This is a genomic window from Methylobacterium sp. TK26 (assembly GCF_055361565.1).
Window position 1 is genome coordinate 4,088,310 of record NZ_CM143965.1, and the last position, 18,588, is coordinate 4,106,897.

13 protein-coding genes are annotated in these 18,588 nt (G+C 69.9%); 7 read left to right on the forward strand and 6 right to left on the reverse strand.

The window, feature by feature from the left end; genetic code table 11:
- Nucleotides 1–98 precede the first annotated feature (98 nt).
- Nucleotides 99–3,371 carry an efflux RND transporter permease subunit gene (locus ACXJ1Y_RS19945; protein WP_463847827.1) on the forward strand — a complete coding sequence of 1,091 codons (3,273 nt, stop codon included), beginning with the start codon at nucleotides 99–101 and terminating at the stop codon, nucleotides 3,369–3,371.
- An 8-nt stretch (nucleotides 3,372–3,379) separates the two neighbouring features.
- Here ACXJ1Y_RS19945 and ACXJ1Y_RS19950 read toward each other — a convergent pair whose 3' ends face one another.
- The 4 genes from ACXJ1Y_RS19950 to glcE form a co-directional block, all read right to left on the reverse strand.
- The gene (locus ACXJ1Y_RS19950; RefSeq protein ID WP_463847828.1) at nucleotides 3,380–4,600 is read right to left on the reverse strand and encodes a methyl-accepting chemotaxis protein; all 1,221 of its coding nucleotides are present in this window, start codon (nucleotides 4,598–4,600) and stop codon (nucleotides 3,380–3,382) included.
- Nucleotides 4,601–4,825: 225 nt separating this feature from the next.
- Nucleotides 4,826–7,738 (reverse strand): Rne/Rng family ribonuclease, encoded by a 2,913-nt coding sequence (locus ACXJ1Y_RS19955; RefSeq protein WP_463847829.1) that lies wholly within the window; start codon nucleotides 7,736–7,738, stop codon nucleotides 4,826–4,828.
- A 550-nt stretch (nucleotides 7,739–8,288) separates the two neighbouring features.
- On the reverse strand, nucleotides 8,289–9,617 hold the full coding sequence (gene glcF / locus ACXJ1Y_RS19960) for a glycolate oxidase subunit GlcF (protein WP_463847830.1): 1,329 nt from the start codon (nucleotides 9,615–9,617) through the stop codon (nucleotides 8,289–8,291).
- Between the two features lie 40 nt (nucleotides 9,618–9,657).
- Nucleotides 9,658–10,845 (reverse strand): glycolate oxidase subunit GlcE, encoded by a 1,188-nt coding sequence (glcE, locus tag ACXJ1Y_RS19965; protein ID WP_463847831.1) that lies wholly within the window; start codon nucleotides 10,843–10,845, stop codon nucleotides 9,658–9,660.
- 222 nt (nucleotides 10,846–11,067) lie between these two features.
- Between glcE and ACXJ1Y_RS19970 the strand changes: the two genes are divergently transcribed.
- Nucleotides 11,068–11,292, forward strand: a complete 225-nt coding sequence (locus ACXJ1Y_RS19970) for a hypothetical protein (protein WP_463847832.1) — start codon at nucleotides 11,068–11,070, stop codon at nucleotides 11,290–11,292.
- On the opposite strand, the gene ACXJ1Y_RS19975 is transcribed toward ACXJ1Y_RS19970, so the two are convergent.
- Entirely contained in the window at nucleotides 11,271–11,897 is a 627-nt protein-coding gene (locus tag ACXJ1Y_RS19975) for a TetR/AcrR family transcriptional regulator (protein WP_463847833.1), read from the reverse strand. The genes ACXJ1Y_RS19970 and ACXJ1Y_RS19975 overlap by 22 nt on opposite strands.
- Nucleotides 11,898–12,038: 141 nt before the next feature.
- Here ACXJ1Y_RS19975 and ACXJ1Y_RS19980 point away from each other — a divergent pair, with 141 nt between their 5' ends.
- From ACXJ1Y_RS19980 to ACXJ1Y_RS20000, 5 genes are all read left to right on the forward strand, one after another.
- Nucleotides 12,039–13,346: an HlyD family secretion protein gene (locus tag ACXJ1Y_RS19980; protein WP_463847834.1), complete on the forward strand. Its 1,308-nt coding sequence runs from the start codon at nucleotides 12,039–12,041 to the stop codon at nucleotides 13,344–13,346.
- The gene (locus ACXJ1Y_RS19985) at nucleotides 13,343–14,920 is read left to right on the forward strand and encodes a DHA2 family efflux MFS transporter permease subunit (protein WP_463847835.1); all 1,578 of its coding nucleotides are present in this window, start codon (nucleotides 13,343–13,345) and stop codon (nucleotides 14,918–14,920) included. The genes ACXJ1Y_RS19980 and ACXJ1Y_RS19985 overlap by 4 nt, the downstream gene beginning before the upstream one ends.
- Before the next feature lies 1 nt (nucleotide 14,921).
- Nucleotides 14,922–16,520, forward strand: a complete 1,599-nt coding sequence (locus tag ACXJ1Y_RS19990) for an efflux transporter outer membrane subunit (protein WP_463847836.1) — start codon at nucleotides 14,922–14,924, stop codon at nucleotides 16,518–16,520.
- Between the two features lie 65 nt (nucleotides 16,521–16,585).
- On the forward strand, nucleotides 16,586–17,137 hold the full coding sequence (locus ACXJ1Y_RS19995; RefSeq protein ID WP_463847837.1) for a sigma-70 family RNA polymerase sigma factor: 552 nt from the start codon (nucleotides 16,586–16,588) through the stop codon (nucleotides 17,135–17,137).
- Nucleotides 17,134–17,847, forward strand: a complete 714-nt coding sequence (locus ACXJ1Y_RS20000; RefSeq protein WP_463847838.1) for an anti-sigma factor — start codon at nucleotides 17,134–17,136, stop codon at nucleotides 17,845–17,847. The genes ACXJ1Y_RS19995 and ACXJ1Y_RS20000 overlap by 4 nt, the downstream gene beginning before the upstream one ends.
- Nucleotides 17,848–17,885: 38 nt before the next feature.
- Here ACXJ1Y_RS20000 and ACXJ1Y_RS20005 read toward each other — a convergent pair whose 3' ends face one another.
- On the reverse strand, nucleotides 17,886–18,437 hold the full coding sequence (locus ACXJ1Y_RS20005; protein WP_463847839.1) for a fasciclin domain-containing protein: 552 nt from the start codon (nucleotides 18,435–18,437) through the stop codon (nucleotides 17,886–17,888).
- Nucleotides 18,438–18,588 lie beyond the last annotated feature (151 nt).

The following is an 18,588-nucleotide window of genomic DNA, read 5'->3' on the forward strand; positions in this document are numbered from 1 at the left end:
CTGCGGCATCACGGTGCTGTGCTTGGCAGGCGGAACTAGGATAACTCGCATTCGCCGTCGGCTTGATCTCCGGCAGCACAAGAGGGCCGGGAGATCGCATGGGCCTCGTCCTCTACGCCCTGAAGTTCCGCATCACGACCTACGTGCTCGCGGTCCTGATGATGCTCGGCGGGATCGGCGCCATCGTCGTCACGCCCAAGGACGTGCTACCCGTCGTCGACATCCCCGTCGTAGTGGTGGTCTGGACCTATACCGGCCTGTCCACGCCGGAGATGGAGACCCGCGTCACGACCTATGCCGAATTCGGCATCTCCAACAACGTCAACAACATCCGCCGCATGGAATCGACCACCCTGCAGGGCACGGCGGTCCAGCGGATCTATTTCGATCCGAGCGTGAGCATCGACCTCGCCATCGCGCAGGTCGTATCGTCCACGAACTCCATCCGCGCCGCGATGCCGCCGGGCATCCAGCCGCCGGTCATCGTGCGCTACTCGGCCTCGTCGGTGCCGGTGATCCAGCTGGCCCTGTCCTCGTTGCGGCAGAGCCTGAACGAGATCTACGATTACGCCCAGTACCGCATCCGCCAGACCCTGGCGCAGGTGCCGGGCTCGACCCTGCCCGCGCCGTTCGGCGGGGCGCCGCGCCAGATCATGGTCGATCTCGACCTCAACGCCCTGCAGGCGCTCGGCCTGACGCCGCTCGACGTCACCAACGCCATGACGGCGCAGAACCTGACCGTGCCCTCCGGCCTCGCCAAGATCGGCGAGCAGCAATACCCGATCCAGCTCAACGCGACGCCGCCTTCCATCGAGACCCTGAACACCGCGCCGATCAAGATCGTGGCCGGGCAGCCGGTGCTGGTGCGCGACGTGGCCTTCGTCCGCGACGGCGGCCCGCCGCAGATCAACGTGGTCCGCGCCGACGGCAGCCAGGCCGTGCTGATGCAGGTCATCAAGAACGGCAACGCCTCGACCCTCAGCGTCGTGAACAACGTCAAGGCGGCGATGCCGACGATCCGGGCCGCCGCCCCCGAGGGCATGAACATCAAGCTGCTGTTCGACCAGTCGGTCTTCGTGTCGAACGCCATCGAGGGGGTGCTGCACGAGGCGGCCATCGCCGCCGCGCTCACCGGCCTCGCGATCCTGCTGTTCTTGGGCTCGTGGCGCTCGACCCTCGTCGTGCTGATCTCGATCCCGCTCTGCGTGATGACCTCGCTGGCCGTGCTGGCGGCGCTGGGCCAGACCATCAACATCATGACGCTAGGCGGCCTCGCCCTCGCGGTCGGCATCCTCGTGGACGACGCCACGGTGGCCATCGAGAACACCTACCGGCTGTTCGAGGAGGGCGAGGAGTTCCGGGAGAGCGTGGTCCACGGCGCGGCGGGCATCGCCAAGCCGGCGCTGATCTCGACGCTGTCGATCTGCGCGGCCTTCACCGCCGTCTTCGCCCTCACCGATACGCCGAAATACCTGTTCACCCCGCAGGCGCTCGCGGTCGTGTTCGCGATGCTGACCTCCTACCTGCTGTCGCGGACCCTGGTGCCGCTGCTCATCGACGTGATCGTCGCGCCGGAATACGCGGAGAAGCACGCCAAGGACCGGCACGAGAGGGGCGAGGCCCCCCGCCGGACGCGGATCGGCCGGTTCGTCGGCACCGTGGGGGCGCCGCTGATGCGCGTCGCGGGCGCCTTCCACCGGGGCTTCGAGGCACGCTTCACCCGCTTCCATCGCGGCTATGTCGGGCTGCTCCACGCCGCCCTGCGCCACCGCTTCGTGACCGCCGTCGTCACCGCCTGCGTGCTGGCGCTCGGCGGCACGCTGTTCCTGTTCACGGGGCAGGATTACTTCCCCGAGATCGAATCCCGCCAGATGACGATGCACCTGCGCGCCCGCGCCGGGCTTCGCATCGAGACGACGCAGCAGGTCTTCGCACAGGTCGAGGACGTGGTGCGCGAGGTGATCCCCGAGCACGAGCTCGAACAGATCCTCGACAACATCGGCGTACCGTCCATCAACTACAACTTCGCCTTCTCGGACGGGTCCTTCGTGTCCTACAACGACGGGCAGATGCTCATCAGCCTGAAGGAGGAGCACGGCTCGGTGGCGGGCTACAAGAAGCGCCTGCGCGAGGTGCTGATGCAGCGCTTCCCCGACCTGATCGTCTATTTCCAGCCGGCCGACATCATCACCCAGATCCTGAACTTCGGCGTCATCACGCCGATCGACATCCAGGTGTCGGGCCGCAACAAGGAGAAGGACCTGGAGGTCGCGCAGAACATAGTCCGCCGCCTGCGCGACACGAAGGGCCTCGTGGACGTGCATCTGCAGCAGATCGTCAACGTCCCGCAATTCTACGTGGACGTGGACCGGCGGCTCGCCTCGGAACTCGGGCTCACCGAGCAATCCGTGGCGCAGAACATGAACATCTCGCTCTCGGGCAGCTATCAGGTCACGCCGAACTTCTGGCCCGATCCCAAGACCGGCATCCCCTACCAACTCTGGGTGCAGACGCCGGAATACCGGAACGCCTCCCTCACGGACCTGCGCAACACGCCGCTCTTCGTGCGCGCCGCCGCCACCTCGGGCTCGGGGCCGGGGGTGCTGACGCTGCTCTCCAGCGTCGCCGACATGAAGCGCGTGCCGACGCAGACGGTGATCAACCATGTCAACATCCAGCCGACCTTCGACATCTTCGCCTCGGTGCAGGACCGCGACCTCGGCTCCGTCGCCCGGGAGATTGATACGATCGTGCAGGAGGAGCAGAAGAACCTGAGCGCCCCGGACAAGATCACCGTGCGCGGGCAGATCGAGAACATGCGCTCGGCGTTCCTGCGCCTCGGCATCGGCCTCGGCATCGCGCTGATCGCCGTCTACCTGCTGATGGCGGTGAACTATCAGAGCTGGGGCGACCCGTTCGTGGTCATCGCCGCCTTGCCCATCGCCTTCTGCGGCATCACCACCGGCCTGTTCATCACCGGCACGACCTTCTCGATCCCCTCGATCTTCGGGGCGATCATGTCGGTGGGCATCGCCTCGGCGAACTCGATCCTGCTCGTCACCTTCGCCAAGGAGCACCGGGAGGCGACGGGGTGCAGCGCCGCCGAAGCCGCCATCGCGGCCGGCGAGACGCGCCTGCGGCCGGTGCTGATGACAGCCTCGGCGATGTTCTTGGGATTGATCCCGATGGCCCTCGGGACAGGGGAGGGCGGCGAGCAGAACGCCGCGCTCGCCCGCGCCGTGATGGGCGGCATCGCCTTCGCGACGCCGGCCACGCTGCTGCTTGTGCCGTTCCTCTACACGCTGCTGCGCGGCGGCCCCGCCCAGCCGGTGGAGGATTACCTCCCGCCGGAGGGCGCCAAGGCAGCTTAGACGGCGGGTTAGGCGGCCGCCTGGGCGGCCGCGATGGCGGCTTCGAACGCCTGGAACGCGGCGGTGGCCTCGTCCCAGCGCGACGCCTGGATATGGCCCATCATGGCGCGGCACTCGCTGCGCGCCGTGGTGAGCGCCTGCTCCACCGGCCCGTGGAAGGCCGGATGCGGGGCGATCTCGCCCTGGTCGCCGGTGGCCGGGCGCATGCCGATCAGCACCGTGGCGAGGCGGCGGCGCCACGCGGCGCAATCCGCCGGCAGGCGGGCGCGGCGCAGCGCGGTCTCGTCGCCCTGCTGCTTGTCGAGGAGGGTCTGGCTCAGGGTCTCGATCCGGTCGATCCGGTCGATGGCGTCGCTGATCTCCTTGCGGGCCTTGTCGGCGCCCGCGGAGACCCGGCCGACGCTGTCGGCGATCTCGCTCGTGGCCTGGATCTGCTGATCGAGGAGGCTGGAGGCCATGCGCATCTCGGCCGACACGGTCGCGACCTTGGCGCTCTCCGTCTCGACGCGGGCGCTGGCCTGCGACATCGCCTGGGCGCCGGATTTCACCGCCTCGCGGCTCTGGCTCACGGCCTCGCGCATGGCGGACATCTCGTCCCGCAGGCTCTTGATGCGTTGGTGGATCTCGTCGGTGGCCCGCGCGGTCTGGGCGGAGAGGGCCTTCACCTCGGCGGCGACCACGGCGAAGCCGCGTCCGGCGGCGCCGGCCCGGGCGGCCTCGATGGTGGCGTTCAGGGCGAGGAGGTTGGTCTGGCCGGAGATCGCGGCGATGGCGCCCGCCATCTCCTCGATCCGCGCGGCGGCCTGGGAGAACCCGTCGAGGCGGCGGCCGATCTCGTCGGCGCCGCCCTCGATCCGGCGCATGCCGTCGGAGGCGCGGTGGATGTCGCCCGCACACGCCGCGATGCCGCCGCTCGCCGCCTCTGAACTGCTCGCCACCTCGGCGGAGCGCGCCGCGATCTCGCGGGTCGTCGCCGCCAGTTCCTCGGTGGCGGCGGCCATCAGGCGGGCCTGCTCGGCCATGCCGGTGGAATCGTAGGCCATCCAGCCGAGGGAGGTGCCGGCCTCGGAGGCGGCAGCCGAGAGACGGCCGGGCAGCGCCATCAGTTCGCGGTCGATCACCGGCGCGGGGGAGGCGGCGAGGGTCACGACGGGCGTCTCGGTCACGGGGACGGGACGCGCGACGGGGGTCTGGTCGACCGGCTGGACTTTTCTCTGGAGACCGAACATCCGGCAGCTCGACTGAAGTTTCGGGAACGCGCCCGAAACAATGCCGAATTTCTATGAAGAAAATGTTCACGCAGAAGATAGGGCAGGCGTGATCACACTCGCCCTATGATTGCGGTGGCTTCATTCGGCCTGGATGGACGGGTGGATCTATCCAATTCATCGCCGAATTGTTTCGTGTCGCCCCGGAAAGATAAATCTTGCCGGGGCGAATACCGTAATAAAAGATCACTCTCCCGTGAGAGCCGCCTTGGTACGCGACCACCAGCCCGCCCGCTTCGGCCGGGACGGGTCGGAGGGCGGCGTCAGGACGACGGCGACGGGCTCGGCCGGCGGCTCGCTGGGCGCTTCCGGGGCCGGCTGGGGCGCAGGCGCCTCGACGGCTTCGGGGGCGGCGGGGGCCGGAACCGGCTCGGCGGTGGTCGCTTGGGCGACCTCCTCGGCACTCACCGGCTGCTCCGCCGCAGGCTCGACGAAGCGGGCGGGGGCCGGCTCCGCGACGGCCTCGAGGGTTTCGGCGCTAACGGGTTCCTCGGCGGCGGCGATGGCCTCGTCCGATGCCTCGCCGGCCTCGGTCTCACCCTCGCCCTCGTCGTCCCGCTGGCCGTTGCGCTCCACCCGGCCGCGACCGCCCCGGCGGCCACGGCGGCGGCGGCGGCCCTTGTCGCCGTTGCCGGCGGCGGCATCCTCGCCCTCGGCGGCGGGCGCGGCCTCGGCCGCTTCCTCGTCGCCCTCGGAGGCGCCGGCCTCGGCGGGCTCGTCCTCGCCCTCGTCCTCACCCTCGTCGGCGCCGCCCTCGCGGCCTTCCTGACCCTCGGTGCGACCGCCGCGACGGCGACGGCGGCGGCGGCGACGGCGGCCCTCGCCATCCTCGCGGGCTTCCTCGGTGCCGGCCTCGCCGGAGGCGGCCTCGGCCACCTCGGCGGTTTCGGTCTCCTCGACTTCGTCCTCGGCCTCGTCCTCGAACTCCATGGACGGCGAGATGGCGGTGGCGCGCACGCCCGTCACCGGACCCTCGGCCCGCTGGGCGGGCTCGCCGCGATCCAGCTGGAAGGCCGAGGTCGCGGGCAGGCGCTCGTCGGCGGCGATGGTGACGGTGACGCCGAAATGGACCTCGATCTCGTGCAGATGCGCGCGCTTCTGGTTGAGGATGTAGAGCGCCACCTCCGTGCGGGTCCGCAGGATGAGGTTGTGGCTCGCGGACTTGAGCAGCGCCTCCTCGATGGAGCGCAGGATGTGCAGGGCCACCGAAGCGGTGGCGCGCACGAAGCCCGAGCCGCCGCAATGCGGGCAGGGGATCGAGGAGGATTCGAGCAGGCCGGTGCGGATGCGCTGGCGGCTCATCTCCATGAGGCCGAAGGGCGAGATCCGGCCGACCTGGATGCGGGCGCGGTCGTTCTTCAGGCAGTCGTTGAGCTTCTTCTCGACGGCGCGGTTGTTCCGCTTCTCCTCCATGTCGATGAAGTCGATGACGATCAGGCCCGCGAGGTCGCGCAGGCGCAATTGCCGGGCGACTTCCTCGGCGGCTTCGAGGTTCGTCTTGAGGGCGGTGTCCTCGATGTCGTGCTCGCGGGTGGCACGGCCGGAGTTCACGTCGATCGAGACCAGGGCCTCGGTCGGGTTGATGACGAGGTAGCCGCCCGACTTCAGGGAGACGTGGGTCGAGAACATCGCGTCGAGCTGCGCTTCGACGCCGTAGCGGGCGAAGACCGGGGTGGTGTCGCGGTAGGGCTTCACGACCTTCACCTGGTCGGGCATCAGCATCCGCATGAAGTCCTTGGCCTCGCGGTAGGCGTCGTCGCCCGCCACGAGCACCTCGTCCAATTCCTTATTGTAGAGGTCGCGGATCGCCCGCTTGATGAGCGAGCCCTCCTCGTAGACCAGCGACGGGGCGATCGAGGTGAGGGTCAGCTCCCGCACCGATTCCCACAGGCGCATCAGGTATTCGAAGTCGCGGGCGATCTCCGGCTTCGAGCGCGAGGCGCCGGCCGTGCGCAGGATGACGCCCATCCCCTCCGGCACGTCGAGGTCGGCCACGACCTCCTTCAGCCGCTTGCGGTCGGCCGCCGAGGTGATCTTGCGGGAGATGCCGCCGCCGCGCCCGGTATTGGGCATCAGCACGGAGTAGCGGCCGGCGAGGGACAGGTAGGTGGTGAGCGCCGCGCCCTTGGTGCCGCGCTCTTCCTTGACGACCTGCACGAGGATGATCTGGCGGCGCTTGATCACCTCCTGGATCTTGTAGTGGCGGCGGGGCGCGCGGGGGCGCTCGGGGATCTCGGCGAGCGCGTCGCCGTTGCCGCCGACCTGGGCGATCTTCGGCTCGGCGTCCGGATCGTCGGAATCCTCCTCGCCGTCGTCCTCCTCGTCGCCCTCATCCTCCTCGTCGTCGTCGGACTCGTCCTCGTCGTCATCCTCGTCGTCGGACTCGTCCTCATCCTCCGCATCCGCCTCGTCGGACTCATCCGACTCAAACGGGGCCGGGGCCTCCTCGACGGCGGTCAGCTCCTCCGTGACGGCGATCACCGCCTCGGGGGGCACCTCGGAATCGAGTTCGGTCGCGGCCGCAACCGGCTCGCCGGGGGCGGGCTCATCGTGGCCGTGTTCGTCGTGGGAGGCCGGCTCGACGGCCTGACCCTCGGTGGCGAGTTCCTCGCGCACGGCCTCGGCGTTGTCGGAGAGGGCGTCGGGCAGGGTCCCGGCGGCGAAATCCTCGCCGTCGACGGCCGAGACGGTCTCGGCGGATTCCTCGGTGCTCACCGTCTCGTCGCGGCGCGAGCGCGCCTCGGCCCGGCGCCCGCGCGAACGGCGGGGCGAGCGGCGGCGGCGCTCCTCGCGCTCGCGGTATTCCTCGGCCTCGCGGGCCTCCTCCTCGAGGAGGGCCTGACGGTCGGCCAGGGGGATCTGGTAATAGTCCGGGTGGATCTCGTTGAAGGCCAAGAAGCCGTGGCGGTTGCCGCCATACTCCACGAAGGCGGCCTGGAGCGACGGCTCCACCCGCGTGACCTTGGCGAGATAGATGTTGCCGCGCAGCTGGCGGCGGCTGGCGGACTCGAAGTCGAACTCTTCGACCTTAGACCCTTGGACCGTGACGACCCGGGTCTCTTCCGGGTGCATCGCGTCGATGAGCATCTTGTTGGCCATGACGAACTCTCGGCATGGCGGCCGACGTCGCGTTCCGTGCCCGGAGCCCCGGCGGCGCCTCGCCCGACCGTGTACGCGTCGGGCCAGGGGCCGGCCTCGTCACCGAGGCCGCGGGGAGGAGGGATGGGATTGTGCCGTCAACCGCCTTAGGGCGCCCTTGGCGCCTGGGGTTGAAACTGGCCGGGCGGATGGTGGGGACGGCGCGTGGCGACATGCGTGCGCGCGGGGCACGAGCAGCGGCAAGCGGTGCTGTGCGTCCCTCCATCCTCTCCCGACCTCACGAAAGCATCTCGGCCGGTCTGGTCCGGCCGTGAATTCCTGTGCGGCGAACATCGCCGCGCTGTCTGACACCCGACCGGCCGTTGAGTGGTCCGCCATCGCGAGAGCAGGCAACACACCCGCTGCGACGTCGCGTCCGTCTTCCCAACGAAAGAGTGGACACGTCTGCGGGTTGCACCTGCGACCGGCGGGACCGGAAAGGGGTCCTTACCATTACAAACCGTGGCAGCGGTTTGGCAAGGGCCAGCCGCGCGAACTCGTCACGCAATTGTCATTCCGCAGCCGCGAGATGCGGGCGAATGGCCTGGAGCGCGGCGGGCTTCGGACCGCCGGTCGCCCAATCGAGCAGTTCCACGGTGTGAACGATCGGGATGGCCGTTCCCTTCCCGATCTGCGTGGCGCAGCCGATATTGCCGGTGGCGATCACGTCGGGGCGGATCCGCTCGATGTTGGCGACCTTGCGCTCCCGCAGCTTCTCCGCGATCTCCGGCTGGAGGATGTTGTAGGTGCCGGCCGAGCCACAGCAGATATGGCCCTCGGGCACCTCCTTCACCGTGAAGCCGGCGCGGCTCAGGAGCGCCTTCGGCTCGGTGCGGATGCCCTGGCCGTGCTGCATCGAGCAGGCCGAGTGGTAGGCGACGACGAGGTCGCTCTCCACCACCGGCTCGGCCAGGGGCAGGGTGGCGACGAACTCGGTCACGTCCTTGGCGAGGCCGGAGACCCGCGCCGCCTTCTCGGCGTAGGCCGGGTCCTCGCGGAACATGAAGCCGTAATCCTTGATCGTAGTGCCGCAGCCGGAGGCGGTGACGAGGATCGCGTCGAGCCCCTTGGCGATCTCGGTGTCCCAGGCGTCGATCGCCTGCTTGGCCAGGGCGTGGGACGAGTGCTCCTTGCCCATGTGGTGGGTCAGCGCCCCGCAGCATCCCTCCTGCGCGTGCACCACCTCGACGCCATGGCGGTTGAGCAGGCGGATCGCCGCCTCGTTGAAGTCCGGCCGCAGGACGCTCTGGGCGCAGCCCCGCAGCAGCGCGACGCGCTTCGTGGCGGCACCCTTCGGCGGGAAGGTGCCGGCCCGGTTCGTGGGGTTGCGGCCGGGCATCGAGGCCGGGGCGAGGTCGAGCATCGCCGCGAGCCGGCGGCCGACCTGCGGCACGCGGGCGACGAGCCCCTTGAACGGCTGGCCGAGCTTCGCGGCGCGCAGCGCGAGGCGGAACCGGCCCGGATAGGGCAGGACCTGCGCGAGCAGCGCCCGCAGGAACCGGTCTCCCGCCGGGCGGGGATAGGTCTTCTCGATATGCGCGCGGGCATGGTCGACGAGGTGCATGTAATGCACGCCCGAGGGGCAGGTCGTCATGCAGGACAGGCAGGAGAGGCAGCGGTCGACATGGCGGACCACCTCGGTGCTCGCCGGCTTGCCGCCCTCCAGCATGTCCTTGATCAGGTAGATGCGCCCGCGCGGGGAATCGAGCTCGTCCCCGAGCAGCAGGTAGGTCGGGCAGGTCGCGGTGCAGAAGCCGCAATGCACGCAGGTCCGCAGGATCTTCTCGGACGCCGCCATGGCGGGATCGGCGAGCTGGGCGAGGGAGAAGTTGGTCTGCACTGTCGGATCCTGAGCGTTCTGATCCCCGGAGCGGGCGGCGTCAGACGCCCGCGTACATCCGGCCGGGGTTGAAGATTCCCGCCGCGTCGTGGGCGGCCTTGATGCCGGCGGTGACGCGCATCAGCGGCTCCGGCAGCGGCTCGAAGACCGGCACGGCGGCGCGCACCGCGTCGGGGGCGCGGACCAGGGTCGCGTGGCCCCCCTGCGCCCGCACGGCGGCGCGGATCGCCTCCGCGCCGGCATCGCCCTCCGCCGGGGTGGAGAGCCAGACGAGGCCGCCGCCCCAATCGTAGAACCAGCGCGCCTCGCGCCGGGCCGCGACGGCGGCCGTGAGCGCCGGGCCCTTCGACGGCGCCGTCGAGATCCGCCACAGGGCGTCCCCGCGCGGCTCCGCGAGGGGGGCGGCGTCGCGTACCCCCCGCCAGAGGGCGGCGCTGGCCTCCCCGTCCAGGGTCTCTGGGGCGCCGAACCGCTTCAGCAGGCGGCGCAGCTCCCCGAGCCGGTAGGTGATGGACTCCGAGAAGCCCTCGATGCGGATGAGGGTGCGCGCCTCCCCCGCCCCGCGCCCGGCGGGGAGATGGGCCGCACCGGTCGGCTCGAAGGGCGAGCCCAGCGCCGCCGCCAGCAGTGCGATGGCCTTGGCGTCGTCGAGGCCGGAGTAGACCAGGGTCGAGACCCGCTCGTTGGCGGGCAGCACCTTGAACGTCACCTCGGTGAGGAAGCCCAGCGTCCCGTGGGCGCCGGCCATCAGCTTCACGAGGTCGAGGCCGGTGACGTTCTTCATCACCCGCCCGCCCGACTTGATCGCCTCGCCGCGCCCGTTGACGAAGCGCACGCCGATCAGGCTGTCGCGGGCGGCGCCGGCATTGATGCGCCGGGGGCCGGAATTGTTGATCGCCGCCACGGCGCCGATGGTCGGCTCGCCGTCCGTGCCGAACACGCCCCGGTAATCCACCGGCTCGAAGGGCAGCATCTGCCCCTTCGTGGCGAGCAGCGCCTCGACTTCCGCCAGCGGCGTGCCCGCGCGGGCGCCGATCACCATCTCGGCCGGTTCGTAGAGGGTGATGCCGGTCAGCCCCCGCGCCGAGAGGCTGGCCTCGTCCTGCGGCGGGCGGCCGAACCCCGCCTTGGTGCCGCCGCCGACGATCCGCAGTCGCTCCGACCGGGCGGACGCCGCGCGCACGCGCTCGCAGGCTTCCGCCTCGGTGCCGGGCTCAGTGCCGCCCATCGTCTCCCGCCCCGTCGCTTGTTTGGATCGTGTCCAGACACGGGTGTCGCCGGAACGGAGGGAGGTTTCAAGCCGGGCAACGGGCCGCGCCTGTCAGCCGGCGCATTTTCTCCCCTCGGCGGGGGCATTGTGTCGCGTCGGCGGCGTTTCAGCCGTTTCACCTCTGTTTCGGAGGATCGTCGGTGATGAAACGCCGGGGAATTGTTGTTATGGTTCGCCCCGATGGAGAAGATCGCAGCAAGTATCACGCAAATTGCAGCCGAAGCCCTGCTCAAGGTGGGCGGGAATGCGCGCGACCTCGGGGCAGACCTTCCCGAGCCCGTGGCGGCGGCGCTGAAGGCGTGGATCGCCGACCAGCCGGAGCCCCGCCCGTCCTGGCGCGAGGCGGTGGAACGCGGCCTGTCGGAATGGCTGGCTGCGAAGGGCTACCTTCCGGCCCCGCCCTGAGCGGGACCGCCGTAGCGGTCCAGGAACAGGGCGACCGCCTCATCGACCCGCCTGTCGATTTCGGCGGCCTCCATCGGGTGCTCGGGCGGGCGCAGCAGGTTGAGGAGCGAGGCATTGCCCAGCACCGCGCCGATGTAGAGCGAGGCCGCCAGCTCGGCATCTAATCCGTGGAAATCCCCGCGGCCTTTCGCCGCCTCGAGATAGGCCGTGAGCCGCCGGGTGGTCCGTTCCGGCCCCGCCGTGAACAGGGCCAAGCCCAGCGCCGGATTGCGCACCGTCTCCGTCACGACGATGCGCAGGAGGGGGATCACCTCGTCGTTTCCCATCGCTTCGAGGAGGTTGCGGCCGATCTCGCGCAGCACCGTCGCCAGGGGCGCGCCGCTCTCGAAATTCGCGTCCAGCGCCTGCCGCAGCGCCTGCGTGCGGGCGAGAACGACCTCGATCAGAAGGTCGTCCTTGCTGTTGAAATGGCGGTACAGGGTCTCCTTGGAGGCCCCGGCCTCCTCCGCGACGCGCTGCATCGTCGTCTCGGTGAAACCCTGGCGGAGCAGGGTCCGCTCGGCCACCGCGAGGATCTCGCTCCGGCGCTTCTGACCCCGGGGCACCGGCCCGTCGCGGCGTCTTGGGGGTGTATCGCCTCCAATTGACATCTTCTGCGCGACTCCCCTTAGTAAGCGTACTTAACGGTTCGCTTGTGCCGCGGCAATTGACGCCTGCCGGCCAGCGCCAGGATCGAGCAGCCTAGAATGCGTGACAGCGACGACGAGGCGTTCGGGCCGCGCCAGGGGCGTGGCCGGTCGGGCTCCCGGCGTCGGGATTATCTCGACGTGGGCGGCCGCCGGGATGACGACGACGCGGACGACACGGCCGAGGAGAACCAATCCTCGACCAACCGCCGTTCGGGCGGCGAGACGTCCAAGGACGACGAGTCCAAGGACGGCAAGCAGGCGTCCAAGGACAAGAAGGACGATGCGTCCGACGACAAGAAGGACGAGGAGGAGGGCGAGCAGCGCCGCAAGAGCCGGCGACCGCTGGTCATCGGCATCGCGGCGGTGGTGGTCCTGCTCCTGATCGGCGGCGGCGTTTATTACTGGCTCTCCACCCGTGGCAAGGCTTCCACCGACGACGCCTATACGGACGGCAACATCGTCACCATCGCGCCCCAGGTCTCGGGACAGGTCGTGAGCCTCGACATCACGGATAACCAATTCGTGCACAAGGGCGATCCATTGTTCCGTATCGATCCCCGACAATTCGTGTTCAGCCAAGAGCAGGCGCAGGGCCAGCTCGATACGACCAAGGCTCAGGCGGCCAGCCAGAAGCTCGGCGTCGAAATCGCCAAGAAGAACTTCCCGGCGGCCCTCGAACTGGCGAAGGCCAATCTCGACGCGGCCAAGGCGAACCTGCAACTGCAGCAAGCCAATTACGACCGGCAGAAGAGTTTGCCCAAGCTCGCCACGACCCAGCAGGAGGTCGACACCACGGCGGCGAACCTCGCCCAGGCCAAGGCGCAGGTGGAGCAGGCCCAGGCCCGCCTCATCCAGGCCGAGCCGGTGAAGCAGAACATCGGCCAGTCCGAGGAGCAGGTCAGCCAGATCGAGGGCCAGATCGAGCAGGCGCAGGGGCGCCTCGATCAGGCCAAGCTCAACGTGGAGTGGACGGTGGTGCGCGCGCCGCAGGACGGCTGGGTGACGCGCCGCAACGTCAACGCGGGCAATTACGTCTCCTCCGGCCAGCAGGTGATGTCGCTGGTGACGACCGAGGCCTGGGTGACGGCGAACTTCAAGGAGACCGAACTGGACGGGATGCGCCCCGGCCAGAAGGTGACGATCACCGTCGATGCCTATCCCGACCTCGACCTGCACGGGCACATCGACTCGATCCAGCGCGGTTCGGGCTCGAAGTTCTCCGCATTCCCGGCCGAGAACGCCACGGGCAACTTTATCAAGATCGTGCAGCGGGTGCCCGTGAAGATCCTGATCGATTCCGGGCTCAAGCCCGATGAGCCGCTGCCGCTCGGCATCAGCGTGGAGCCGACGGTGATGCTCAAGTGAGCGGCGCGTCGGACCAGGCCTGGAGGCCCCGCCACAACCCGTGGCTGATCGCCGTCGTCGTCACCATGGCGGCGTTCATGGAGATCCTCGACACCACCATCGTCAACGTGGCGCTGCCCTACATCGCCGGGTCGCTGGCCGCCTCGAACGACGAGGCGACCTACACGCTCACGGCCTACCTCGTGGCCAACGGCATCGTGCTCACCATCGCGGGGTGGCTGTCGGACACGATCGGGCGCAAGCGCTACTTCCTGATCTGCATCGCGATGTTCACGGTCTCGTCCCTGCTCTGCGGCCTCAGTCAGAGCCTCGGGCAGATCATCCTGTTCCGGCTGATGCAGGGCTTCTTCGGCGGCGGCCTCCAGCCGAGCCAGCAGGCGATCATCCTCGACACCTTCCCGCCGGCCAAGCGCGGGGCGGCCTTCGGCGTTACGGCGGTGGCGACCATCGTCGCGCCCGTCCTCGGGCCGACGCTCGGCGGCTACCTCGTCGAGCACCTCGACTGGCGCTGGATCTTCTTCGTGAACGTGCCGGTGGGCGTGCTGGCGGTGATCCTCAACGGCATCCTCGTGGAGGATCCGCCCCACGAGCAGGCCAAGAAGAATCGCAAGCGCGGGATCGACTATATCGGCCTGTCGCTCATCGTCATCGGCATCGGCTGCCTGCAGATCGTGTTCGACCGGGGCGAGGACGACGGCTGGCTCGGCTCGCCCTTCATCGTCACCATGTCGATCATCGGCGGCCTGGGGGTGTTCTTCGCCATCTGCTGGCTGCTGACGGCGAAGAAGCCGATCATCGACCTCGACGTGTTCCGCGACAAGAACTTCACCATCGGCTGCATCCTCATCGGCGCGATGGGCTTCGCCCTCTACGCCAGCGCCGTGATCATCCCGCAATTCGCGCAGAACGTGCTCGGCTACCCGGCCCTGCAATCGGGCCTGATCCTCTCGCCCGGCGGCATGGTGGTGATCGTCCTGATCCCCATCGTCGGGCAGCTGATGAAGGTCGTGCAGACCCGCTACATCGTGATGTTCGGCTTCTCGCTGATGGGCGTGGCGCTCATGTATTCGAGCAAGCTCGCCCCCGACATCGACTTCAAGACCTTGGTGATCATGCGGTCCATGCAGACCGCCGCGCTCGGGTTCCTGTTCGTGCCGATCTCGACCATCGCCTACCTGACCCTGCCGCAGAAGTACCGCAGCGACGGGGCGGCCCTGTTCTCGATGTTCCGCAACGTGTTCGGATCGCTGGGGATCTCGCTCTCGACCGCCGCCGTCACCGAGCGGCGGCAGGCGGATCAGGCGCACCTGTCGTCGTTCATGACGCCGCTCCGGCAGGGCTACAACACGCTGATCCAGGAGAGCGAGCACACGCTCCGCTCCCTCGGGCGCGCGGCCGATACGGTGCATCAGGAGGCGGTGGCCCACACCTACCAGATGTACATGAAGCAGGCCTCGATCCTCGCCTACGGCAACGTCTTCCAATACACGGCCATCATCGCCTTCCTCGTGGTGCCGTTCTGTTTCCTCATCTCGGCCAAGACCGCCTCGGGCGGCGGCGGCGGAGGGCACTGACATGGCGATCCGCCTCCTCGACCTGTTCCTCGCCGGCACGGCGGCGCTCGGCCTTTCGGACCTCCTCGGCGGCTGCGTCGTGGGGCCGGATTTCGTGCGCCCCGTCCCTACGGCCGCGGCCTCCGCGACCTATGTCGAGCCCGCGCCGGGGCGCCCGGTCCATACCTCGCTGCCGCTCCTGCGCGGCACGACCGACGCCCCGCCCGACGTCGAATGGTGGCGCGCCTTCCGCGATCCCGTCCTCGACGGGCTCGAAGCGCGCATCGCCGCCCAGAACCTCGACGTGCAGACGGCGACCGCCCGCCTGCTCCAGAGCCGGGCGCAACTCGGCACCAGCGCGGCGGCGGCCCTGCCGACGCTCTCAGGCACGGGCTCGGCCTACCGCCAACAGTACAGCAAGAACGGCACGATCGGCCTGCTCTCGAACTCCCTCGGCAGCCTGACCGGGGGCACCGACGCGACCGCGCCCCTCACCAACGGCTTCGAGAGCTACACCCTCGGCTTCGACGCCTCCTGGGAACTCGACCTGTGGGGCCGGGTCCGCCGCTCGGTGGAATCCGCCCAGGCCCAGGCCGAGGCGTCGGCGGAAGGGCGCCGGGGCACCCTGGTCTCGGCGCAGGGCGAACTCGCCCGCGATTATATCCAGCTGCGCGGCACGCAGGACCTCGTGCGGATCTACCAATCCTACGTGCGGGTGAATCAGCAGATCCTCGACGTCGTGCGCATCCGCCAGCAGAAGGGCCTCGTCACCGGGCTCGACGTGGCCAGCGCGGCCTCGCAGGTGGAGGCGATCCAGGCGCAGATCCCGCAATTGCAGCAGCAGGAAATCCAGCAGATCAACGCGATCTCGCTGCTGCTGGGCGAGCCGCCGCTGGCCCTCGCGCAGGACCTGACCGGCGGACGCGGCGTCCCGCCCGTGCCGCCGAAGGTGCCGGTGGGCATTCCCTCCGAGCTGATCCGCCGCCGGCCCGACATCCGCCAGGCCGAGGCGCAGCTTCATTCGGCCATCGCCGAGATCGGCGAGGCCGAGGCCGAGTTCTTCCCGCGCGTGACGCTCACCGCGAGCCCGACGGTCAACGCCGTCGACCCGGCCAAGATCTTCCGGGGCTCGTCGCTGCAATACATGAACATCGGCCCCTCCCTCTCGATCCCCCTGTTCGAGGGCGGGCGGCTGCGCTCGAACCTCGTCCTGCGACAGGCGCAGCAGCAGGAGGCGGCCATCGCCTACCAGAAGGCGGTGCTCCAGGGCTGGCACGAGGTCGTCAACGCGCTGGCGTCCCTCCAGGGCGATGCCGGGCGCCGGGCGCGGCTCGCCCGGCAGGTGGTGGATGCGCGCCGGGGCCTCGACCTCGCGCGGGTCCGCTACACGCAGGGCGTCGAGATCTTCACCACCGTACTGCAGAACGCGCAGGTGGTGCTGCAGGCCGAGACCAACCTGTCCCAGGCCAACGCCGCCGTCTCGACAGATTTCGTCGCGCTCTCGAAGGCGCTCGGCGGCGGCTGGGAGGGTGCCTTCCCGCCCCAGCCCGCGCCCCCCGGCCCGCCGGAGGGGGCACAGGTGCCTGTGGCCGAGATCGTCCCCCGGCCGGTGGTGCCGTAGCGCCCTCACCGGGGCGCGGTTATGGTGCCGCCCCAAGCGGCTTGTCCGCAGCAGGGGGGAGTGCCTTGGGGAGCGCCCAGCGCGACGGCGATTTGGTGCGGCTGATCGAGGCCGTCGCCGGGGGCGATCAGGCGGCCCTGCGCGCCCTTTATGATGCCACCGCCCCGAAACTTCTGGGGATCGTCCTCCGTATCCTTCGGGATCGGGGCGCGGCGGAAGACACGCTGCAGGAGGTGTTCGTGCGCATCTGGCAGCGGGCAGGCAGCTATGAGTCCCGAGCCGGCGCCCCGCTCGTCTGGCTGGTCGCCATCGCCCGGAACGGCGCCATCGACCGCCTGCGGCAGGAGAAGGCCGCGCGCCTGACGCAGGTGGAGGAGGGCTGGCTGGAACGCCTGCCCGATCTCGGCGACGGCGAGGGCGACCTCGCCCGTCGCGATGCCCTGGCCCATTGCCTCGGCACGGTGGAGGTGCCCCAGCGCGAATGCCTCGTCCTCGCCTATTGCGAGGGCTGGTCGCGGGAGGAACTGGCCGCGCGGTTCGGCTGCCCCGTCAACACGGTCAAGACGTGGCTGCGCCGGGGCCTCATCAGCCTGCGCGGCTGCCTGGAGGCGGCATGAGCGATCCGCATTCCTGGCCCGACGATCCGGACGGCACGGCCGGCGAATACGTGCTCGGCACCCTGCCGTCGGAGGAGCGCGCCGCCTTCGCCCGCGCCCTCGACGGGGACGCGGGCCTGCGCGCCCTCGTGGCCGGCTGGGAGGCGCGGCTTGCGCCGCTCGCCATGGCGACGCCGCCGGTGGCACCGAGCCCCGCCACCTGGGCGGGCATCGCGGCGCGGATCGGCGGGACGCAAGCCGCGGTCACGGGCGGGGCGCAGATCATCCGCCTGGAGCGGACGGCGCGGCGCTGGCGCGTGACGGCGATGGGGGCGGGGGCGCTCGCGGCGGGTCTCGCCCTGTGGATCGCCGCCGGGCCGCGCCCGGCCGGCGAGGGGGCCCAGTATCTCGCGGTGGTGGATCGGGGCGGCGCCCTTCCGGCGCTGATCGTGCGCGTCGATCTCGGCAGCGGCCTCGTGCAGGTCCGCAGCCTCGCGGCGGAAACGCCGCCGGATCGCAGCCTGGAACTCTGGTACGTGGGAGCCGGGGCGGCGCCGCGCTCGCTCGGCCTCGTCACCGACGCCTCGGCCCGTCTGCCCGTGCCGGCGGCCCTGCGCCAGGGCGCCGAGGGCGGGAGTCTCGCGGTGTCGGTGGAGCCGAAGGGCGGCTCGCCCACCGGTTCGCCCACAGGCCCGGTGATCTATTCGGGCAAGCTCGTGCGCGATGGATAAGGGGCGGACCCCGGCCAGGCCGGGGCCCGCAGGCCCGATCAGGGCATCATCACGCCGTTGATGACGTGGATCACGCCGTTCGACTGCATGACGTTCGGGATCGTGACCTTGGCCACGTTGCCCTTGGTGTCCGTGACCATCACGGCCTTGCCCTTGGTCGTCACGGTGAGGGGCTCGCCCTGCACGGTCTTCAGCTCGGCCTGGCCGCCGCCCTGGCGCACCGCCGCCATCAGCTCCTTGGCGGTGTAGACGCCCGGAACGACGTGGTAGGTCAGGATGCTGGTCAGCTGCGCCTTGTTCTGCGGCTGGACCAGGGTCTCGACGGTGCCCGGCGGCAGCTTGGCGAAGGCGGCGTTGGTCGGCGCGAAGACGGTGAACGGGCCGGGGCCGGACAGGGTGTCCACAAGGCCCGCCGCCTTCACGGCCGCGACCAGGGTGGTGTGGTCCTTCGAGTTCACCGCGTTCTCGACGATGGTCTTGCTCGCATACATCGGCGCGCCGCCGACCATCGGGTTCTTGGCGAGGGCCGGGCTCGCGGCGGCGGCGGCGAGGCCCAGCGCGAGGGCGAGGCGACGGATCGACTTGGACATGGTGGCTCCCTTGATCAGCGCCCATCGGGGCGTCGCTGGCCTCTACGGAAGCCGGGGGCCGGAAAGTTTCAGCGGCGGAACAGCAGGCGTAAAATAATTCACGCGGCGGTGGACGCCCTGGCCCGCTCCCTTGAGCCGCCGCACCGGAACG

Bases quoted from the DNA above. Each gene is read 5' to 3' on its own strand.
- ACXJ1Y_RS19955 (WP_463847829.1), bottom strand. From the start codon at position 7,738: ATGGCCAACAAGATGCTCATCGACGCGATGCACCCGGAAGAGACCCGG.
- glcE (WP_463847831.1), bottom strand. From the start codon at position 10,845: ATGGGCGGCACTGAGCCCGGCACCGAGGCGGAAGCCTGCGAGCGCGTG.
- ACXJ1Y_RS19980 (WP_463847834.1), top strand. From the start codon at position 12,039: ATGCGTGACAGCGACGACGAGGCGTTCGGGCCGCGCCAGGGGCGTGGC.
- ACXJ1Y_RS19945 (WP_463847827.1), top strand. From the start codon at position 99: ATGGGCCTCGTCCTCTACGCCCTGAAGTTCCGCATCACGACCTACGTG.
- ACXJ1Y_RS20005 (WP_463847839.1), bottom strand. From the start codon at position 18,437: ATGTCCAAGTCGATCCGTCGCCTCGCCCTCGCGCTGGGCCTCGCCGCC.
- ACXJ1Y_RS20000 (WP_463847838.1), top strand. From the start codon at position 17,134: ATGAGCGATCCGCATTCCTGGCCCGACGATCCGGACGGCACGGCCGGC.
- ACXJ1Y_RS19970 (WP_463847832.1), top strand. From the start codon at position 11,068: ATGGAGAAGATCGCAGCAAGTATCACGCAAATTGCAGCCGAAGCCCTG.
- ACXJ1Y_RS19950 (WP_463847828.1), bottom strand. From the start codon at position 4,600: ATGTTCGGTCTCCAGAGAAAAGTCCAGCCGGTCGACCAGACCCCCGTC.
- ACXJ1Y_RS19990 (WP_463847836.1), top strand. From the start codon at position 14,922: ATGGCGATCCGCCTCCTCGACCTGTTCCTCGCCGGCACGGCGGCGCTC.